The following is a 20535-nucleotide window of genomic DNA, read 5'->3' on the forward strand; positions in this document are numbered from 1 at the left end:
CCTCCTCCTACTCGATTGTAATCGGAGATTACAGAACCATACGAACGATTTCGATCTCGCCCAGTTCTTTATAAAGAGTTTCTACTTGCTCAATTGAAGTCGCAGTAATATTGATAGAAACAGAGTGGTAGTTACCTTTCGCACTTGGTTTTAGCGTTGGGCTGTAGTCACCAGGAGCATGACGCTGGATCACTTCTAGTACTAGCTCAGTCAGTTCTGGCTTAGCGTGGCCCATTACTTTGTAAGTGAATGAACAAGGGAACTCTAAGAGGTCTTTTAGTTTTGCATCAGAATTGATGTTCATGATTAGCTCCAAAAGGCTAGACTCTCGCAAATTGGCGAAATGTCGATAAAAAGCGTGTTCGGTCAACAGACACGAGTAATAAGGCGGAATATTACGTGTAAATATCACCGAACTCAAGATCAACAAAAGCCGCACATGGCGGCTTTTGGTTCGCTAATGAGTAAATCATGAACTTACTCATTAGGTTAGCTATACAACAAGCTTGGGTTTTACCTAGAACAAACCTTTTGCTTGTTTAGAATAAACCCTTGAACAGAAGAACTAGGTAGTCCCATAGACGGCTGAATAGGCTGCCTTGGTCTACATCTTCAAGTGCTAGTAGTGGGTATTCAGCAACGTCTTCACCGTCTACTTGGTAGAATATTTTACCAACTACATCGCCTTTGCTGATTGGCGCTTCTAGCTCTTTCTCAAGAACGAAGCTTGCCTTCAGGTTCTTAGCTTGACCACGAGGTAGCGTTACGAAAGTATCTTCGTCGACACCCAGTGCAACTGTGTCCTTGCTACCCATCCAGATCTTCTCTTCTACGAAGGTTTCACCGGCTGTGTGTGGTGCCACTGTTTCAAAGAAGCGGAAGCCGTAGCTAAGCAGTTTTTTGCTTTCTGTTTTACGAGCATTCGCATTCTTGGTGCCCATAACTACAGCCACTAGGCGCATTTTGCCTTCTGTCGCTGAGCTTACTAGGCTGTAACCTGCATTGCTTGTGTGGCCCGTTTTGATGCCATCAACGTTCATGCTCTTATCCCATAACAGACCGTTACGGTTGTACTGGGTGATGCCGTTGTAAGTGAATTTCTTCTGTGAGTAGATACGGTACTCGTCTGGTACGTCGCGAATCAGCGCCTGACCAAGTAGCGCCATATCGTAAGGCGTTGAGTATAGGTTCGGGTTGTCTAGACCGTGCACGTTAGCGAAGTGCGTGTCTTTCATACCGATAGAGCTTGCCCATGCGTTCATTAGGTCAACGAATGCATCTTCAGATCCGGCGATGTGTTCAGCCATCGCAACACAAGCATCGTTACCTGACTGAACAATGATACCGCGGTTCAGTTCTTCAACTTTAACCGTTGTACCTACTTCAACGAACATCTTAGATGAATCTGGGAAGTTTTTAGCCCAAGCATTTTCACTGATTACAACATCGTCGTTTAAGTTGATGTTGCCACGTTCTAGCTCTTGGCCAATTACGTAGCTCGTCATCATCTTGGTTAAACTTGCTGGAGAAAGTTGAGTATTCATCTCTTTCTCTGCTAGTACTTTGCCTGAATGGTAATCCATCAGAACAAAACCTTTAGCGGCGATTTGAGGTGCATCAGGAACAACAATAGGAGCGGCGAATGACGATGTAGCTATCGTTGCAGAAAGAGCAACAGAAGTAGCAAAAATCGATTTAACAAGTTTATTAGATTTAATCATTTTGAATGCAATTATTTGGTGAACTATTCATATATTAACAGAATCACTCTGTCACACCAGAGCGCTGATTACCAGAAGTAACTGTTAGATTAATTAGCGAGTTAGGGTGTGTTTTTTTATATAAGCTGACGGGTAACCCATTAGCTTAACTTGTTCTAATTTCTCTTGAGTCAGAGCATAGTCATGAAATGGCCCAATCATCAGACGGTAGTTGTCATCATTTGGCTGCAAGAACGTTGCTACTTCTAGCTTTTCGGCTAGATCTTTCGCTAACTTCTCTGTTCTATCTTCATGTGGAGATGTTGCGACTTGAATAATAAATTGCGGTAAAGCAGCCTTTTTATTTGCGTCGGTTGGCATAGCCACAGTAATGACTTCAATCTCAACATTTGCCGTGCCGGTTCTCAACACATCGAGCTTATAAGCTGCCGCATAACTAAGGTCAATGATTCGGCCTTCATGGAATGGGCCGCGGTCATTGATACGAACAATCGTCGTTTTGTTATTGTCGGTATTCGTCACTTTTACATAGCTTGGAATTGGCAATGTTTTGTGCGCCGCAGACATCGAATACATGTCGTAGATCTCGCCATTAGACGTTAAGTGACCATGAAACTTCTTACCGTACCAAGAGGCTTTGCCTTTCTCAGTAAAACCTTCGGTTTTCTTTACGATCTTGTAGTCTTCGCCACGCAAAGTGTAATCCGTATTACCACCTAAACTATAAGGTTCATACTGAGGGTGAGCATCCTCGAGATGCTCTACTGAGATCGGTGCGTCTGGTGCAATATCTGAATCAATATCGTAGCGCCCTGTTGGCTGCTTTGAAGAACAACCATTGATTAAAATCGCTAGCCCCAAGATAGAGACTATTTTTTTGATTGGCAGCTCTTCAACCAAGGATGCTTTGTTTTGAAACGTTGTAATAGACATCGATTAGGTCGCCTTTGAGAATGCTTTTCTGTGTGTATGTATCGACATTAAAATACCAAAACCAGCCATAAGGGTAACCATTGAAGTACCACCATAACTGACTAAAGGAAGAGGAACACCAACCACAGGTAGAATGCCACTTACCATGCCAATGTTTACAAAAATATAAACGAAGAAGCTCAGTACAATACTGCCGCCCATCATTCGACCGAATGCGGTTTGAGCTTGGCTCGCAAGCACTAAGCCACGTCCAATAATAAACAGGTAGATCGCAAGCAAGAACAAGATACCGATCATGCCCCATTCTTCGGCGATGACCGCAAAAATGAAGTCAGTATGACGCTCTGGGATGAACTCTAGTTGAGATTGAGTGCCTTGCAACCAACCTTTTCCTGATATACCACCCGAACCTATCGCAATCTTACTTTGAATGATGTGGTAACCCGCACCTAATGGATCTGATTCAGGATCAAAGAGGGTTCTTACACGTACCTTTTGATATTCACGCATCAAGAAGAACCATAAGATTGGAATAAATGCCCCTAACGCGATTGCGGCGCTAGCAATGATTTTCCAACTGATACCTGCCAGGAATATCACGAAGATACCTGATGCGGCGATAAGGATAGATGTACCTAGGTCAGGCTGCTTTGCGATTAGAATCGTCGGTACAAACACCATCACTAGCGAGATCGCTAATGTTTGGAATGTTGGTGGAAGTGAGCGCTTACCGATAAATCGCGCCAGCATCAAAGGCACCGCGAGCTTTAATAGCTCTGACGGTTGGAATCGAACAAAGCCGAAGTTTAACCAACGCTGGGCGCCTTTAGAGGCTTCACCAAAGAACAACACGCCCAATAGCAAGATGACACCACCTACAAATAGCAGTGGTGCCGAGGTTTCATAAGTGCGAGGTGAGATTTGCGCTAGGAAGATCATCACACCTAAAGACAGAGCCATGCGCATCGCCTGGCGATCCATCATCGCAAGGCTTTGTCCGCTTGCGCTGTACATGATCAGTAGGGCAAAGCCCATTAAAACCAGAATGCCGAGCAATAGCGGCAGGTCGATATGCAGCCTTTCGAATAGGGCTCTATTTCGTCCAGTTGAAGGATCAAGTTTCATTATTTAATTGGCTCACTTTGATAATCTTCTGCAAGGATAATATGGTCTAAAATCCTTCTTACTACTGGGCCGCCGTTAGAAGAACCGCCACCTGCGTTCTCTAGAACGATAGTCACGACGGCTTCAGGATCTTCAAAAGGCGCGTAACCCGTAAAGAGGGCGTGATCGCGTAAGTGCTCTGCGATTTCATCCGCGTTGTACTCTTCATCTTCTTTTAAGCCGAATACCTGTGCGGTACCCGATTTACCAGCGGTTTGGTAAGACATCTTCTGGAATGAACGTCTTGCCGTACCTTTCTTACCGTGGTTAGCCAGCCTCATACCTTCCTGAGCGATATCCCAATACTTCTTCTTAACCCCGGTTAGCGGTGGGTAAGTTTCAATGTCCGACATGATTTGTTCATCGAATGGACGACCGTTATCAATGGTTGAACGAAGTAGGTGAGGTGCGGTTACTTCACCTTCATTGACCAAAACTGATGTGGCTTTTGCAATCTGCATGGGTGTTGCAGTCCAGTAGCCTTGGCCAATACCAACTGGGATGGTGTCACCTTGGTACCAAGGCACACGGTGTCTTGCCATCTTCCAATCACGAGTTGGCATATTGGCTTTGCTTTCTTCATAAATATCGATGCCAGTATAATCACCAAAGCCGAACATCATCATCCATTTGGATATGCGATCAATGCCGAGATCATAAGCAATTTGGTAAAAGAAAGTATCCACTGACTCTTCAATCGCTTTCTCTATATCAACGACCCCGTGTCCCCAACGCAACCAGTCACGGAATGGTCTTGTTTTTGAATTAGGGATCTTCCAATAACCTGGGTCATTACGCGTTGTATTAGGTGTAATCACACCTTCTTGCAGAGCCGCAACAGCCATGAATGGCTTGATCGTCGATGCTGGTGGGTAAATACCTAGCGTTGCACGGTTAACCAAAGGGCGGTCTTTGTCTTGAAGCAGGGCGTTATAACCTTTAGACGAAATACCATGTACGAATGCATTTGGGTCGTAGCTTGGGCTCGATACCATGGCTAACACGCCATTGTCTTTCGGATCGAGAACGATAGCTGAACCACGGCGGCCATCAAGTAACTTATGTACGTATAGCTGTAGCTTGATATCTAAGTTAAGTACGATATCTTTGCCTGGAACCGAAGGGACAAATTTGAGGGTACGAATCACTCGTCCACGACTGTTAACTTCGACTTCTTGGTAGCCAGCTGTACCGTGCAACATATCTTCGTAATAACGCTCAATACCCAACTTACCGATATCACGTGTAGCTTGGTAATTGGCGTCTTTTTCTTCTCGCATCAAGCGCTGCATATCACGGTCATTGATGCGCGATACATAGCCTATTACGTGAGTGAGCACATCACCGTAAGGGTAGAAACGCTTCAAAGTTCCCGTAACTTCAACACCTGGGAATTTGTGTTGGTTTACAGAGAAGACGGCAACTTGTTCTTCAGACAGTTGATTAAGAATAGGTACTGATTTAAAGCGTCGTGAATTACGACGATCACGATTAAAGCGCTCGATACGCTCTGGCGGGATCTCAATTAATGCTTGCAGACGAGCAAGCGTGTCATCCATATCTTTAATTTTTTCGGGTATGATTTCTAGATTGAAAACAGGACGGTTTTCGGCAAGAAGTATACCGTTGCGATCGTAAATCAAACCACGGTTAGGGGCGATCGGAACGACCTTGATACGGTTGTCGTTAGAACGAGTTTTATAGTCTTGGTATTGATTGACCTGAATGTTGTACAGGTTAACAACCAACATCGACATCATGACTATGATCCCCGCAAACGCAACAAAAGCACGGCTAGTAAATAGTCGTGCTTCTGCTTTGTAATCGCGGATTTGGCTACGTTTACGTAACATTAACGCTTATTCTCGATGATAAGGGTGGTTAGCAGTGATGCTCCAAGCTCGATACAAGCTTTCAGCCATGATAACGCGTACTAATGGGTGAGGGAGAGTAAGCGCAGACAGAGACCAACTTTGGTCTGCGGCCGCTTTACATGCAGGTGCTAATCCTTCAGGCCCGCCAATTAGGATAGATACGTCACGTCCATCCAGCTTCCAACTTTCTAATTGCTCAGCAAGTTGAGGTGTATCCCACTTTCTACCTGGGATATCGAGCGTGACAATACGGTTGCCTTTTGGAACTGCAGCCAGCATCGCTTCACCTTCTTTTTGAAGAATGCGTGCAATATCTGCATTTTTACCGCGCTTTCCTGCAGTAATTTCAATGAGCTCTAATGGCATATCGTGAGGGAAGCGGCGTTTGTATTCTTGAAACCCTTCTTCAACCCACTTTGGCATTTTTGTGCCAACTGCGATTAACTGGATCTTCAAAGCTTAGCCCCAAAGTTTTTCTAGTTGGTACAGCTCACGATGCTCTTCTTGCATAACGTGAAGCATGCTTGTGCCCATATCTAGAACAACCCATTCACCTTCTTGCTGACCGTCCATACCTAGAGGTTGCATACCCGCTTTACGCACTTCATCAGCAACATGCTGTGCAATAGAGGCAACATGGCGTTTAGAGGTGCCAGTACAAACAATCATGTAATCAGTAACGCTTGATTTGCCTTCTACATCGATAGTTACAATCGATTCTGCTTTCATGTCGTCGGCTTTGTCTGCAAGAAAATCTTTTAGTTCTTCACGTAACACTGGGTGTTCCTTTAATCTGAATTTAGCTTTGTTTAGGGCTTGTTGACCCTAGAATATAACACGCTTTTATGCGTGGAATGGTATTGAAGCTGAAGGGATACAAAACTCTACGCTTAACTGATGAATTAGTGGCCAAGGCGACTGCTCATATTGAGTTTTTGTCATCAATTCAGCTTGAGTGAGCAACGCGAACAAAGAGTGTAATTGAGAAATCGAAACTCTTGTTAGCGCGGCGTTATAAAGAGGCTTTTTAGATTGCCAGATACGGTGTTTTTCGAAGACCTGACCAATCGGCATCTGTTTCATTTGTTGCTGCATTTGTAATAGCAGAGCAAGCTCTCGTTGTATGCTACGTAATAAAATGACGGGTTCGACACCTTCAGCTTCTAGCTGACGCAGGATTCGTTGTGCTCGATTTCCTTTCCCTGCCAATAGGGCATCACTCCAATGGAATGGAGTGAAGTGGTTGTGGCGGCTCAGCGATTCTTCTAAGCGCACTAAGGTTAGCTTTCCATCTGGATATTGAAGTGCCAGTTTTTCGAGGCTTTGTGTGAGTGCAAACAGGTTACCCTCATGCCATTGCGCCAGCATTTGAATCGCTTCAGGGTCTGGCGACAACCCGACTTGACGGCAGCGTGCTTGAACAAATTGAGGTAGCCTGCTGACATCTGGCGTTAGGCAACTGACCCAGTGACCCTGATTCGAAAGAGCCTTAAACCACTTAGCGCTTTCTTGAGCTTTGGTGAGCTTAGTGCCCACCAAGATTAACAAGATATCACTGTGGATATGCTCGGAGATTGCGAGTAGCTCTTTCGCTATTGCGGCATTGACGCCTGACTCTGGCAGTTCAAGCTCGATGACCTGACGGCTAGAGAATAGGCTCAGTGCTTGAGTGCAGTCGTAGACTTGATTCCAGTCGAGACTGCTATCAATCGCAAAGCGGTGACGTTCTTCAAAGCCTTGCTGTTTTGCAGCCTTTTGAATCGCTTCTCGGCTCTCTTGCAACAGTAGCGGTTCGTTACCAAAAATTAGGTAAACATTACTCAACTGTTTAATAAGTTGCTCTGATAAGCGGTCAGCAAAAATACGCATCAAATAAACCTATTACTCAGCCGAATCGCTAAGTGTTGGTTGTTCTTCTGAAGCTGGTACGATCTCAACATTCTTGATGTTGTATTGCTTTTCGAGTTCTTTCACTTGAACGTGCTCTAGTGCATCTAGGTCCATGCTATCAGCTGCAATGTTCGCTTTTAGTCGAGCCATCTGACGAAGGATTTGGCTTGTTGCCAACTTACGCATCTCATCTTCGATCATGTCTCGTTCAACCGACTTCGCAAGTGCAGTTAGCGGGTTATCTAGGTAACTACGGGTTACGCTGGTTGAGAACGTCTTTGAGCCTAGATCCGGGACAGTTACGCGGTATGAAGCGCGGAATGTCAGTTCTTTCTCTGCTGCACGAGTGTTTTGGTATAGAGACAGAGTTCGCTCACCTACGCTCTCACTAATAATATGCAGGTTAGGTGTATTCTCAGCCGGTGGCACAATTTCTACATCATTCATACGCAGTTGACCTTTCATCATACGTGTAAACGTACTGTATTGGTCGTAACTGGTTACGGAGATCTTGTTGAGTTCTTCTGGTACGGAGTAATCACCACGTAGGTGGAAACCACACGCACTTAATAGGCTGACGGTTAAAACAACAACAGTAACTTTCAATGAAGATAGTGAAATCAGGCGCATTATTTGATGGCTCTCATGAAGGTAGAATACTTATTTAAAGGCTTTAGTTCGTTTGAGTGGTTAGGCTCAAGTCTAAAGCGCTTAAATAAGTAGACAGGGCAATTAGCTACCCTGTCTACAGACTGCTTTTGATGAATTAAGTTCGTTAATTCTTTAGCAATTGCATTGTGCTAACGAAATTAGTTAGCAACGATGTTTAGAAGCTTACCTGGTACGAAGATAACTTTACGGATAGTTAAGCCATCTAGGAACTTCTTAGCGTTCTCATCGTTTAGACCAAGCTCACGAACTTGCTCTTCTGTTGCATCAGCAGCAACGGTTAGTTTCGCACGTAGCTTACCGTTGATCATAACAACGATAGTTTTCTCGTCTTCAATTAGCGCTTTCTCATCGAAAGTTGGCCATGTTGCTGAGTCTACGTTTGATTCACCCAGTGCAATCCACATTTCGTAAGAGATGTGTGGCGTCATTGGGTAAAGCATGCGAACAACAGCTTTTAGCGCTTCATCAAGGATTGCACGATCTTGTACAGACTCTTGAGGTGCTTTCGCTAGCTTGTTCATCAATTCCATGATCGCAGCGATTGCTGTGTTGAATGTTTGGCGACGGCCGATATCGTCCGTTACTTTCGCGATAGTCTTGTGGATATCACGGCGAAGTGCTTTTTGGTCACCAGACAGAGCAGAAGCATCAACAGATTCAGCAGCGCCTTTAGAAGAGTGAGCGTGAACCAATTTCCAAACACGTTTAAGGAAGCGGTTAGCCCCTTCAACGCCAGACTCTTGCCACTCAAGCGTCATGTCTGCAGGTGATGCAAACATCATGAATAGACGTACTGTATCAGCGCCGTACTTGTCTACCATCTCTTGTGGGTCGATACCGTTGTTCTTAGACTTAGACATTTTGATCATGCCTGAGTGTTCAACTTCACGACCTTGATCGTCGACTGCTTTTTCGATGCGACCTTTACCGTCACGTTCAACCGTTACGTCAGTCGGTGCAATCCACTCTTTGGTGCCTTTTTCGTTTTCGTGATAGAACGCGTCAGCCAGAACCATGCCTTGACATAGTAGTTGCTTGAACGGTTCATCAGACGTCACGTAGCCAGCATCACGTAGAAGCTTATGGAAGAAACGAGAGTAAAGCAGGTGCATACAAGCGTGCTCGATACCACCAACATATTGGTCAACTGGTAGCCAGTAGTTTGCTTTCTCTGGATCTAGAATGTCGTCTGCTTGCGGTGAACAGTAACGTGCGTAGTACCAAGAAGACTCCATAAACGTATCGAACGTGTCAGTCTCACGTAGAGCGGGTTCGCCGTTGAATGTTGTTTCAGCCCAAGACTTGTCAGCCTTGATTGGGCTCGTTACGCCATCCATTACTACATCTTCAGGAAGAATGACTGGCAGTTGGTCTGCTGGTACTGGGTGAACTTCACCGTCTTCAGTGGTTACCATTGGGATTGGAGCGCCCCAGTAACGTTGACGAGATACACCCCAGTCACGTAGACGGAAGTTTACTGTCTTCTTACCTTTGCCTTCAGCTTCAAGCTTCGCAGCAATTGCATCGAATGCTTCTTGGAACGCAAGACCATCGAATTCACCAGAATCAAACAGTACACCTTTTTCAGTGTAAGCCGCTTCAGACACGTCTAGTTCAGAACCATCTTCAGGTTTGATTACTGGGATGATATCGATGCCGTACTTAGTTGCGAACTCGTAGTCACGTTGATCGTGAGCAGGAACCGCCATTACCGCACCTGTGCCGTAATCCATAAGTACGAAGTTTGCTACGTATACAGGAACAACACGACCGTTAAGAGGGTGGATAGCCGTTAGGCCAGTATCCATACCTTTCTTTTCCATCGTTGCGAGTTCAGCTTCAGCAACTTTAGTGTTACGACACTCTTCAACGAATGCAGCAAGCTCTGGGTTGTTCTTCGATGCTTTCTCTGCAAGAGGGTGACCTGCAGCGATACCAACGTAAGAAACACCCATTAGTGTATCTGGACGTGTTGTGTACACTTCTAATGGTGCTTCTTCGCCGTTAACAGCGAAAGATAGCTCAACACCTTCAGAGCGGCCGATCCAGTTGCGCTGCATGGTCTTAACCATTTCAGGCCAACCTTCAAGGTTGTCTAGATCGTCTAGTAGCTCTTGAGCGTACTCAGTGATTTTAATAAACCACTGTGGAATTTTCTTTTGCTCTACTGGAGTGTCACAACGCCAGCAACAACCGTCTTCTACTTGCTCATTTGCCAGTACTGTTTGGTCGTTTGGACACCAGTTCACTGAAGATGTCTTCTTGTAAACCAGGCCTTTTTCGTAAAGCTTAGTGAAGAACTCTTGTTCCCAACGGTAGTACTCTGGAGTACACGTTGCGAATTCACGGTTCCAGTCGTAACCAAAGCCTAGAAGCTTAAGCTGGTTCTTCATGTACTCAATGTTTTCGTAAGTCCATGGTGCAGGTGCTGTATTGTTTTTAACAGCGGCGTTTTCTGCAGGTAGGCCGAATGCATCCCAACCAATTGGCTGCATTACGTTTTTGCCTTGTAGACGTTGGAAACGAGATACCACATCACCGATGGTGTAGTTACGCACGTGACCCATGTGCAGTCGGCCACTTGGGTAAGGGAACATAGAAAGACAGTAGAATTTTTCTTTGTTTGGGTCTTCACTTACAACGAAAGTCTCGCTGTTATCCCAGTGTTGTTGAACCTTTTGTTCAATCTCTTGCGGGTTATATTGTTCTTGCATCGATGGTATCCGGTTATCTTGGAATTTGTGAGTTCGGTTAGAACAGAATCTTACAGATCGTCATAGAATACCTAAAGGAGCTGAGTACAACAATAGTTATACCCTTCATACTTGCAGTTGCCGCTTAGTAGATTGTGTAATTTTCACTGAATTTCGCAGGGCAACTATACTTAAGAGTATGAATTGCATTTGTTTGTAAGCGGGAGTGCATTGCAGCGCATCCGTTTGCTCACTAAAAGGTTGGTTATCTTAAGGAGGTTGTTATGCCGAAGAAAAAAGCGCTCTATGAAGAAGTCGTCGAAGAGGTGATTGAAACGCTGAAGCATAGCCCTGAAGAGCTCAACAACAAAATCGAAACGTCGGGCAAGTTTGCGAAAGCAGCTAATGATATGACTAAAGATGAGCTTTCATTGATCTCTGCCTACGTGAAGTCGGACTTAAAAGAGTTTTCCGAAAGCTATGAAGAGAGTAAAAGCGGTCCATTCTATTTGATGATTGCGGACTCTATTTGGCAAGGGCTGTTGGATATTACTGATCGTACTAAGGTGGAATGGGTTGAACTGTTCCAAGACTTAGAACACCAAGGCTTGTATCAAGCGGGTGAAGTCATTGGCTTGGGAACCTTAGTATGCGACGAGTGTGGTCACCAAACCGAATATAACCACCCAACCAATATCATTCCATGCATTAAATGTGGTTCTAAAGGGTTTAGTCGTAAAGCCCTTAAACCGTAAGCTTCTGAACCATAGCGTATCAACGCAAAACCACAGCAATGAAAAAGGGTTGACCCGATCAGTCAACCCTCAAATCACTTTTCGTCGAATCTAGCTTTTTGGCTTTCTAATTACCCAACCAATCACCAAGCTGAGCATCGCCCAGATATACAGTGGCCAAGTACCTACTGTGTGATAAGGCGTTTGACCATCCGTTGAAATGAGTTCAGCTTTTAACACTGCCGTTTCAAACTGAGGCACTTGCTTGATTATATTGCCTTTGTAATCAGTAACTGCCGTCACACCGTTGTTGGTCGAGCGAATAACCGGCTTACCAAGCTCCAGAGCACGCATCTGTGCAATTTCCATATGTTGCAGAGGGCCAATCGAACGACCAAACCACGCATCGTTAGAGAGCGTTAAAATAAAGTCAGTCTCGTCGGTTACGTTCTGTCTAACTTGATCATTAAAGATGATCTCATAACACAGTGCCGGCGCTAAGTGACGACCATTTGCCACTATGTTTGGTTGAACAAAGTCGCCACGGCTAAATGATGACATTGGCAAGTTAAAGAAAGGTGCTAATGGACGCAAGATATCTTCAAACGGCACAAACTCACCAAATGGTAACAGGTGGTGTTTATGGTAGCGTTCGTCTGGATCGTAGCTGTACTCACCGTATGGATTCACACCGAGAGAAAGAACACTGTTGTAGTATTTCTTATCTTCAGACTGATTCAGCACACCGGTAATGATCGAACTGTTGTTCATCTTCGCTGCGCTATCCAAGTTACGTAGGAAAGATGGGATCTCAACTTCGAATGCTGGAATAGCCGCTTCAGGCCAGATGATGATATCCGCTCCCCAGTTTTCTCTGCTTAGGTCGGTGTACTTCATCATGGTCGGCCAGCGATGACTCGGCAGCCATTTGCTGTCTTGATCGACGTTGCCTTGGATTAAGACGACTGACGTGGTTTTTTCAGGGTTCGGCGTGACCCAGTCGATGTTGCGAATACCAAAGCCTGCACTAAATACGACGGCGGGAATGAGAGCGATGCTCCAAGCTCGGTTAACAATCGCATAAGTGAATGCAGAGGCTGAAACAATGATCGCTAAAGTTACTAGATCTACGCCGCCAATCGGTGCAAATGAACCTAATGGCGAATCGATTTGGCTGTAGCCTAACCAAAGCCAAGGGAAGCCCGTCATTACCCATCCACGCAGCCAATCGCTGACTAACCATAATGCAGGAGCTGCGAGGAAAAAGCGGCTTAGGTTATTGGCAGGGAAGAATTTATTCAAACCCCAGGTAAATAGCCCTGAATAAACGGCTAGGTAGCCAACAAGCAATGCCATCAAAAATAGGTTGGCTGCCAGTGGCATGCCGCCAAAACCATCAATGCTGACGTATACCCAGCTGATACCTGTGGTGAATTGACCTAAACCCCATGCGTAGCCAATCCAAAGCGCACTTTTAGGAGAGCGGTTGTGGATCAGTAACAGCAACAAAGCTGGGCTGAGAATAGCAAGAGGCCATATAGAGTATGGAGCGAATGAAAGGGTGGTTATAGCGCCAACAAAAACGGCCGCAAGCGGCCGTAATAGGCGATGAATAAAGGTATTAGTCATCTAATTTCTGTCATCTCTTTAGAGAGAAGTTGTTATTCTTCGATAGTCGGAAGAGGCTGTTCGTCAGGAATGGTTACCTGTAGCTGAATCACACGACGGTTATCTGCTGATGTTATTTTGAAATGGTAGTTTTCGATTTCTACAATTTCGCCACGAACCGGCAGGTGGCCGAGTGCTGTCATAACCATGCCGCCTACCGTATCCACTTCGTCGTCACTAAAGGCAGTGTTAAACGTATCGTTGAACTCTTCAATAGTGGTTAAAGCTTTTACAGAGAAGGTATGCTTACTCAGCTTACGAATATCTAGCTCTTCTTCATCGTCGAACTCGTCTTCAATTTCACCAACGATTTCTTCGAGGATATCTTCAATGGTTACCAGGCCAGAAACTCCACCAAACTCATCGACAACGATAGACATGTGGTAACGCTCTTCTTGGAACTCCTTAAGCAGGCGATCAACTCGCTTACTTTCAGGAACAACCACGACAGGGCGAATCACTTGTTCGATATCAAATGGAGCACTTTCTGAACCCAAATACTTAAGTAGGTCCTTCGCTAATAGAATGCCTTCAACATGGTCTTTATCTTCACTGATCACTGGGTAGCGAGAGTGTTGAGCATCAGTAATGAGCGCAATCAATGTATCTAGATCATCTGTGCGTTCAACTGTAACCATTTGAGAGCGAGGCAGCATGATATCGCGTACTCGCATCTCTGAAATTTCCATAACACCCTCGAGCATGTCGCGTGTGTCGTGGTCAATTAGGTCATTAATTTCTGAGTCGCGGATTACATCTACGAGCTCTTGGCGATCTTTTACTTCACCTTGAAATAGTTGGCCTAGGCGTTCAAAGAAGGACTTTCTACTCGGACCTTCAGATTTTTTACTTCCCTCAGAAGTGGGGGGGTTACCTTCGTTCATGATTTCTCAAAAAATAACGCTATCAGAAGTGTGATAGCACACGTTACAACTCAGATTCCTGTGAAAATCACAGGTTCGATGAGTTATTGTTTCTCTGCAACCTACTTTACTAGAATCAATTTACTTTTCTAGAATGTAAGGGTCTTCAAACCCCATAGATTGCATGATTTCTGTCTCGAGTGACTCCATCTCTTCAGCTTCATCATCTTCGATATGATCATAACCTAGCAGATGCAGACTGCCATGTACAACCATATGAGCCCAGTGTGCTAGCAGAGGCTTACTTTGCTCTTCTGCTTCTTTTTCGACAACTTGGCGGCAGATAATGAGGTCGCCCAGTAGATCTAACTCGATCCCTGGAGGAGCCTCGAATGGAAAAGACAACACGTTAGTTGGCTTATCTTTGCCACGATATTCATGATTGAGCTGGTGGCTTTCTTGTGTATCAACGATACGAACCGTCAACTCAGCGTTCTCTTGAAACTGAGGAATTGTCTTGTCCAACCAAAGCTGAATATCTTGCTCAGTTGGAAGACCTTGCTCATTTTCGACCGCTAATTGCAGGTCTAGTTCAATAGACATCTATTTATCACCTTGTTCTGCAATTACAGAGCTATTTTGTGTTGCTAATTGTGTCGTAACTACCTGCTGAGCCTCAAGAAGTTTGGCTTCACGCTCTTCACGTTTACGCTTTTCAAACTCTTTGCGCTCTTTCTGGTCTTTTGCTTCCCACTTCTCGTATGCGTTGACGATACGAGCAACTACAGGGTGACGAACGACGTCTTCAGACATGAAGAAGTTAAAGCTAATGTCGTCGACTTCATTGAGCACTTCAGTCGCATGGCGTAAGCCTGATTTTGCACCACGAGGTAAATCGATTTGCGTAATATCACCTGTGATCACAGCGCGTGAGTTAAAACCGATACGGGTTAAGAACATCTTCATCTGTTCTACCGTGGTGTTTTGGCTCTCATCAAGAATGATAAACGCATCATTCAATGTACGACCACGCATGTAAGCCAGTGGCGCAACTTCAATTACGTTACGTTCAATCAGCTTCTCAACTCGCTCAAAGCCAAGCATCTCAAACAGCGCATCGTAAAGTGGACGTAAATATGGGTCTACTTTTTGGCTTAAATCACCCGGTAGGAAACCAAGCTTCTCACCGGCTTCAACAGCAGGGCGCGTCAATAGAATGCGACGAATCTCTTGGCGTTCAAGTGCATCAACTGCTGCAGCAACGGCTAAGTAGGTTTTACCTGTACCTGCTGGCCCAATACCAAAGGTGATGTCATGAGTCACCATGTTCATTAGGTACTGTGCTTGGTTTGGCGTTCGAGGTTTGATGACGCCTTTTTTAGTCTTAATGGTCACTTCTTTGCCGTAGTCAATTTCAGACTCGACGTGTTGCTCCAAAATGCCTGACTCGGTGATCGCCAGATGTATTTGCTCTGGTTCGATATCGATTATGTTGCCTTTAACTGGAGCCGTTTCAACATAGAGGTGTTTGATGATGTCTAAAGCTGCGGCTGTAGTGTGAGGCTTACCGACAATGGTGAAAAAGTTGCTACGGTAATTAATCTCAACGCCCAGACGACGCTCAAGATGCTTGATGTTGTCGTCAAATGGTCCGCATAAACTTGCCAAGCGCTTGTTGTCTGCTGGTTCTAGATTTATCTCTAAGGTAACGATTTTATTGCTCAAATTAGCCTCTCATTTTGTGCCACTCACTCTTAAATAAAACAAAGAGCAAAAAGCCCGATTTAGACCGGGCTTCTGATGGTGATATCCCTATTTCTAAGATGGTCACTTAGTTAGGTAATTTCAAGCTTTGTGTTTGCGCTTTGTGCTCAAACAGTTGTATTGCCTATGGCGTAAATGTCGCTACACCTAGCTCGTCTTCACGTTTTGTTTTTTCCATCATTTCTGCTGGAGTCATAACAACGCGTAGACCCATGTCTTTTTCTGTGCGAACTAGCTCACCACGTAGTGAGTTGGTGTAAACCTCAGTGATCTTCACATCTACGAATTGACCGATTAGGTCTGCAGAACCTTCGAAGTTCACAACACGGCTGTTTTCTGTACGGCCGCGAAGTTCCATTAGGTTCTTTCTTGATGGGCCTTCAACAAGGATACGTTGCTCTGTGCCTAACATTAGACGAGAGAAACGCATAGCTTGTGTGTTTACCGTTTGCTGCAGTTCGTACAGACGATCTTTCTTCTCTTGTGCTGGTACATCACATGGGTAATCTGCCGCTGGCGTACCTGGACGTGGAGAGAAAACAAAGCTGAAGCTCATATCGAAATCAACGTCTTTAATTAGCTTCATTGTATCTTCGAAGTCTTGCTTAGACTCACCAGGGAAACCAACAATAAAGTCAGAGCTGATTTGAATGTCAGGGCGAGCTTTACGCAGTTTACGGATAATAGATTTGTACTCGATAGCCGTATGTGGGCGCTTCATCATCGTAAGAATACGGTCACTACCACTTTGTACTGGTAGGTGAAGGAAGCTCACTAGCTCTGGTGTGTCTTTGTAAACTTCAATGATGTCGTCACCAAACTCAAGCGGGTGGCTTGTTGTGAAACGAATACGGTCGATACCGTCGATAGAAGCAACAAGACGAAGCAGTTCTGCGAATGAACAGATATCGCCTTCGTGTGTTGGACCGCGGTATGCGTTTACGTTTTGACCTAGCAGGTTAACTTCACGTACGCCTTGCTCTGCAAGTTGAGCAACTTCGAAAAGTACATCATCCATTGGACGGCTAACTTCTTCGCCACGTGTGTATGGTACAACGCAGTAAGTACAGTATTTAGAACAACCTTCCATGATAGAAACGAACGCCGTCGCGCCTTCAGCTTTTGGCTCTGGCAGGTTATCGAACTTTTCGATCTCTGGGAAAGAGATATCCATTACTGGCTTTTCGTTAGACAGTGATGATTTAATCATCTCTGGCAAACGGTGTAATGTTTGTGGGCCAAAGATAACGTCTACGTAAGGTGCACGTTGACGAATGTGATCACCTTCTTGAGTCGCTACACAGCCACCCACACCGATCACCACACCTTCTTTTTTATCTTTAAGCGTTTTCCAACGACCAAGCTGGTGGAATACTTTTTCTTGCGCTTTTTCGCGGATAGAACAAGTATTCAATAGTAGTACGTCTGCTTCCTCAGGTACTTCAGTTAGCTCATAGCCATTTGCAGCGTTAAGCAGGTCGGCCATTTTTGATGAATCATATTCATTCATCTGACAGCCCCAAGTTTTAATTAGCAGTTTCTTACTCATTATATGTTCGCTCGATCGTTAGTTTAATTTAAGGGAGCAAATCGCCCATTATTTATCCGCTAGCCCCGTTTGTCATAATTCGGTATTCAATTTTATGACAGGCTCTAGCGGCAAGCGGCGTATTGTACTGGTTTCAAAACCGACTGACTAGTAGTCTGAACAAATCTCTTATGTAGTGGTTTTTATTATCGTTAACGCCATATGCCATAAGGGATAACCCTTTTTTCGAATAAGGTTTTTGGTTACAAGTTAGTTATGAAAAAGTACAATCAAAAACAGTCAAAGAATCAAACTGATAAGTACGAAATATGAACAGTTACGATATTGTAGTAGTCGGTGGCGGCATGGTTGGCGCAGCAACAGCAATCGGTTTTGCAAAGCAAGGTCTGAGTGTTGCGGTGATCGAAGGTTTTGCCCCACAAGCTTTTGATGAATCGCAAGCGATGGACATTCGTGTGTCAGCGATTTCTCAAGCATCGGTCGATTTGCTTGAAGATCTTGGTGCATGGCAAAGTATTGCAGCAATGCGAGTGTGTTCTTATAAACGTTTAGAGACGTGGGAGCACCCAGAGTGTCGTACTCGATTTGATGCTGCCTCACTAGACCTTCCTCGTTTGGGCTATATCGTTGAGAACAGACTCATTCAATTAGGTTTATGGTCTCAATTTGATGCCTACGACAATCTCGAACTGTTATGCCCAGAAAAGCTCGATGTGATTGAGTTTGGTGAAATCAATATCGTAAAGCTTCAATCAGGGGCTGAGTTGTCTGCGAAGTGGGTGGTTGGTGCTGATGGTGCGAATTCAGCCGTTCGCCAACAAGCTGGAATTGGCATCACGGCTTGGGATTATCGACAACACTGTATGCTTATCAATGTAGAAACAGAACAACCTCAGCAAGATATTACTTGGCAGCAATTTCTACCAAGTGGCCCTCGTTCATTTTTGCCTTTGTGTTCTCTAACCTCTGACGGTCAAGAAGTCGGGCTGGGCTCGTTAGTTTGGTATGATTCTCCACTGCGTATTAAGCAACTGTCAGCAATGGCCCCTGAAAAACTACGTAACGAAGTACTTACTCACTTTCCTAAAGAGTTAGGTGATATCAAAGTCTTGAATTCGGGTTCTTTTCCTCTGACACGACGTCATGCTCAATCATACTCGAAGAATAACTGTATTTTGGTCGGAGACTCTGCGCATACCATCAACCCTTTGGCTGGGCAGGGTGTTAACTTAGGCTTCAAAGATGTATCAGTACTGCTGGATGTCACCAAAGAAAAGGGTGAATTGAACCAGTCTGTAGCAAGACGCTATGAAGTGATAAGAAGAGGCGACAATCTAATGATGCAAAGTGGCATGGATTTCTTCTACAAGACATTCAGCAACGACATTGGCCCACTGAAATTTGTACGTAATGCTGCTCTAAAACTAGCTGAAAATTCAGGCCCGATTAAAGCTCAAGTATTGAAATACGCTTTGGGTCTCTAATTGAGCGTTTAAGACTGCTTATGAAAAGAAGGAGAGCGAATGCTCTCCTTTTTTGTATTCGATGATGTCTATCGCTGCTGTGTCACACAAACCGGTGCATCGATCTCTAAAGAGTACCCTGTATAAACCAAAGACCCATCTTCATTATCTCGCTTGAATGAGGTGATGTTGTTGGAGTGCTGGTTGGCGGCGATAAGCCATTTCCCATCGTTCGTTATATGGAAGTCTCTTGGGAATTTGCCTTCAGTGTCGTAGCTATCAATGAAAGTCAGCCTTTGAGTCTCAGAGTCGATTTTGAAGCTACTGATTCTTGATTGGTGTCGACATGACACATAAAGGAATTGCTCATCAGGCGATAGCTTAATCGCAGCTGCGGCTTCTCCCTTCTCCATATTAGGCAATGCATCAATCTCTTCCACTACATTCCAAATGCCTAAAACCTTTTCCAAAGTCAGCAACGTTTCAGAGAGTTCACAGACCACATAGGCTCTGTCTTCAGCTTTGTTAAAGATTAAATGGCGAGGTCCATTGCCGGCGGGCACCTTAATAGACTGCATTGGCTCATCAAGGAACTCTTCTTGCTCTTCATCAAAGCAATAGAAGTTGATGCGATCGGTGCCGAGATCGACAGTCACAAACTGTGGTGAGTTTTGTAAGAACAGGCATTGATGGGCGTGTGGGCTAGTTTGTCTCTCTTTGTTTGGCCCGGAACCAACCATCTGGATTGTTTTGAGTCGTTTATCGATGCTGCCGTTGATACTTAAGCTAAAAATATCGAATGTGCCTGATGAGTATTGCGACGTGATAGCAAACTTATTGTGTGGATCTATCGCGACGTGACAAGGGTGATCTCCCGAGATGAGGCTTGTATTGTGTGTTAGCTGTGAATCAACATTAGGTATATGAATGAGCTGGGGCTGTTTTTGCTGGTCCACTTCCGATGCAGTATAGATCCCAGTCTTTGTTACAGTAATAAAAGAGGGGTTAGTACATTTGATGATCAGCTCTAGAGGTAATAGTTTTCCTGTTTCTAGATCTAACTGAGTTTGATAAACACCTTGGCTTTTACTTGGTGTATCTGTGTAGCAACCGATCGTTAAGGGGAGGGGTTTCATAGGCTAGTCGTACTCAATTAGAAAATGGAGCTGACATTGTCTTATAAAATCGTATTAAAAGTGAGGTTATAGAAGAGAATACTTGGTGACTTGGCTAGCAGATTTGCATATTCCAGATAAAACAAAACCCAGCTAAAAAGCTGGGTTCTATTTAATGATGGTGCGGTCGGAGAGACTTGAACTCTCACACCTCTCGGCGCCAGAACCTAAATCTGGTGCGTCTACCAATTCCGCCACGACCGCAGCAAATCTTTATAGTCATATCGAATATTGGTGCTTCAATAAGACGTTGTATAAATGGTGGCTACTGCGGGATTTGAACCTGCGACCCCATCATTATGAGTGATGTGCTCTAACCAACTGAGCTAAGTAGCCAATAATAAATCTAATCGATTCACTATTTGTTCTCTA

Annotated in this window: 18 protein-coding genes and 2 tRNA genes; 2 read left to right on the top strand and 18 right to left on the bottom strand. The window is 44.6% G+C overall.

All coding sequences use genetic code 11. The features are described from left to right. Nucleotides 1-28: 28 nt before the first annotated feature. The 10 genes from ybeD to leuS all read right to left on the bottom strand — a co-directional run bounded on the left by ybeD (nt 29) and on the right by leuS (nt 10968). Nucleotides 29-307, bottom strand: coding sequence for a DUF493 family protein YbeD (gene ybeD / locus AB4263_RS11180; protein ID WP_026084358.1), 279 nt, complete (start codon nt 305-307; stop codon nt 29-31). 232 nt (nt 308-539) lie between these two features. Next, nucleotides 540-1721, bottom strand: a complete 1182-nt coding sequence (locus AB4263_RS11185) for a serine hydrolase (protein WP_372098213.1) — start codon at nt 1719-1721, stop codon at nt 540-542. Nucleotides 1722-1814: 93 nt separating this feature from the next. Further along, entirely contained in the window at nt 1815-2654 is an 840-nt protein-coding gene (locus tag AB4263_RS11190; RefSeq protein WP_372098214.1) for a septal ring lytic transglycosylase RlpA family protein, read from the bottom strand. A gap of 3 nt (nt 2655-2657) precedes the next feature. Then, nucleotides 2658-3779 carry a rod shape-determining protein RodA gene (rodA, locus tag AB4263_RS11195; protein WP_372098215.1) on the bottom strand — a complete coding sequence of 374 codons (1122 nt, stop codon included), beginning with the start codon at nt 3777-3779 and terminating at the stop codon, nt 2658-2660. Then, nucleotides 3779-5671, bottom strand: a complete 1893-nt coding sequence (gene mrdA, locus AB4263_RS11200; protein ID WP_372098216.1) for a penicillin-binding protein 2 — start codon at nt 5669-5671, stop codon at nt 3779-3781. Before mrdA ends, rodA begins: the two co-directional genes overlap by 1 nt. Nucleotides 5672-5677: 6 nt before the next feature. Continuing rightward, on the bottom strand, nt 5678-6148 hold the full coding sequence (rlmH, locus tag AB4263_RS11205) for a 23S rRNA (pseudouridine(1915)-N(3))-methyltransferase RlmH (RefSeq protein ID WP_017068506.1): 471 nt from the start codon (nt 6146-6148) through the stop codon (nt 5678-5680). Between the two features lie 3 nt (nt 6149-6151). Continuing rightward, nucleotides 6152-6469, bottom strand: coding sequence for a ribosome silencing factor (gene rsfS / locus AB4263_RS11210; RefSeq protein WP_004735247.1), 318 nt, complete (start codon nt 6467-6469; stop codon nt 6152-6154). Nucleotides 6470-6535: 66 nt separating this feature from the next. After that, a complete protein-coding gene (gene holA, locus AB4263_RS11215) occupies nt 6536-7561 on the bottom strand; it encodes a DNA polymerase III subunit delta (protein ID WP_372098217.1) in 1026 nt (341 codons plus the stop codon). Nucleotides 7562-7573: 12 nt separating this feature from the next. Next, nucleotides 7574-8212, bottom strand: a complete 639-nt coding sequence (gene lptE, locus AB4263_RS11220; RefSeq protein WP_017068504.1) for an LPS assembly lipoprotein LptE — start codon at nt 8210-8212, stop codon at nt 7574-7576. Nucleotides 8213-8391: 179 nt separating this feature from the next. Beyond that, a complete protein-coding gene (gene leuS / locus AB4263_RS11225; RefSeq protein WP_372098218.1) occupies nt 8392-10968 on the bottom strand; it encodes a leucine--tRNA ligase in 2577 nt (858 codons plus the stop codon). Nucleotides 10969-11231: 263 nt separating this feature from the next. Between leuS and AB4263_RS11230 the strand changes: the two genes are divergently transcribed. Then, a complete protein-coding gene (locus AB4263_RS11230; protein WP_017062329.1) occupies nt 11232-11702 on the top strand; it encodes a zinc ribbon-containing protein in 471 nt (156 codons plus the stop codon). A gap of 90 nt (nt 11703-11792) precedes the next feature. On the opposite strand, the gene lnt is transcribed toward AB4263_RS11230, so the two are convergent. From lnt to miaB, 5 genes are all read right to left on the bottom strand, one after another. Further along, nucleotides 11793-13310 (bottom strand): apolipoprotein N-acyltransferase, encoded by a 1518-nt coding sequence (lnt, locus tag AB4263_RS11235; protein ID WP_372098219.1) that lies wholly within the window; start codon nt 13308-13310, stop codon nt 11793-11795. Nucleotides 13311-13342: 32 nt separating this feature from the next. Next, nucleotides 13343-14233 carry a CNNM family magnesium/cobalt transport protein CorC gene (gene corC, locus AB4263_RS11240; protein WP_012603382.1) on the bottom strand — a complete coding sequence of 297 codons (891 nt, stop codon included), beginning with the start codon at nt 14231-14233 and terminating at the stop codon, nt 13343-13345. 120 nt (nt 14234-14353) lie between these two features. Further along, nucleotides 14354-14815: an rRNA maturation RNase YbeY gene (gene ybeY / locus AB4263_RS11245; protein ID WP_012603383.1), complete on the bottom strand. Its 462-nt coding sequence runs from the start codon at nt 14813-14815 to the stop codon at nt 14354-14356. Then, nucleotides 14816-15937, bottom strand: a complete 1122-nt coding sequence (locus tag AB4263_RS11250) for a PhoH family protein (protein WP_017062327.1) — start codon at nt 15935-15937, stop codon at nt 14816-14818. It abuts the gene before it with no gap. 163 nt (nt 15938-16100) lie between these two features. Then, nucleotides 16101-17525: a tRNA (N6-isopentenyl adenosine(37)-C2)-methylthiotransferase MiaB gene (gene miaB / locus AB4263_RS11255; RefSeq protein WP_017062326.1), complete on the bottom strand. Its 1425-nt coding sequence runs from the start codon at nt 17523-17525 to the stop codon at nt 16101-16103. Nucleotides 17526-17833: 308 nt separating this feature from the next. Here miaB and AB4263_RS11260 point away from each other — a divergent pair, with 308 nt between their 5' ends. Continuing rightward, the gene (locus AB4263_RS11260) at nt 17834-19009 is read left to right on the top strand and encodes a 2-octaprenyl-3-methyl-6-methoxy-1,4-benzoquinol hydroxylase (protein ID WP_017064167.1); all 1176 of its coding nucleotides are present in this window, start codon (nt 17834-17836) and stop codon (nt 19007-19009) included. A gap of 68 nt (nt 19010-19077) precedes the next feature. Here AB4263_RS11260 and AB4263_RS11265 read toward each other — a convergent pair whose 3' ends face one another. From AB4263_RS11265 to AB4263_RS11275, 3 genes are all read right to left on the bottom strand, one after another. After that, nucleotides 19078-20124 carry a lactonase family protein gene (locus AB4263_RS11265; RefSeq protein WP_017071286.1) on the bottom strand — a complete coding sequence of 349 codons (1047 nt, stop codon included), beginning with the start codon at nt 20122-20124 and terminating at the stop codon, nt 19078-19080. A gap of 158 nt (nt 20125-20282) precedes the next feature. Beyond that, nucleotides 20283-20367: transfer RNA gene (locus AB4263_RS11270), tRNA-Leu, on the bottom strand. A 55-nt stretch (nt 20368-20422) separates the two neighbouring features. After that, a tRNA-Met gene (locus tag AB4263_RS11275) sits at nt 20423-20499 on the bottom strand. Nucleotides 20500-20535 lie beyond the last annotated feature (36 nt).

The sequence above is a fragment of the Vibrio sp. 10N.261.55.C5 genome, assembly GCF_041470505.1.
GTDB lineage: Bacteria > Pseudomonadota > Gammaproteobacteria > Enterobacterales > Vibrionaceae > Vibrio > Vibrio crassostreae_C.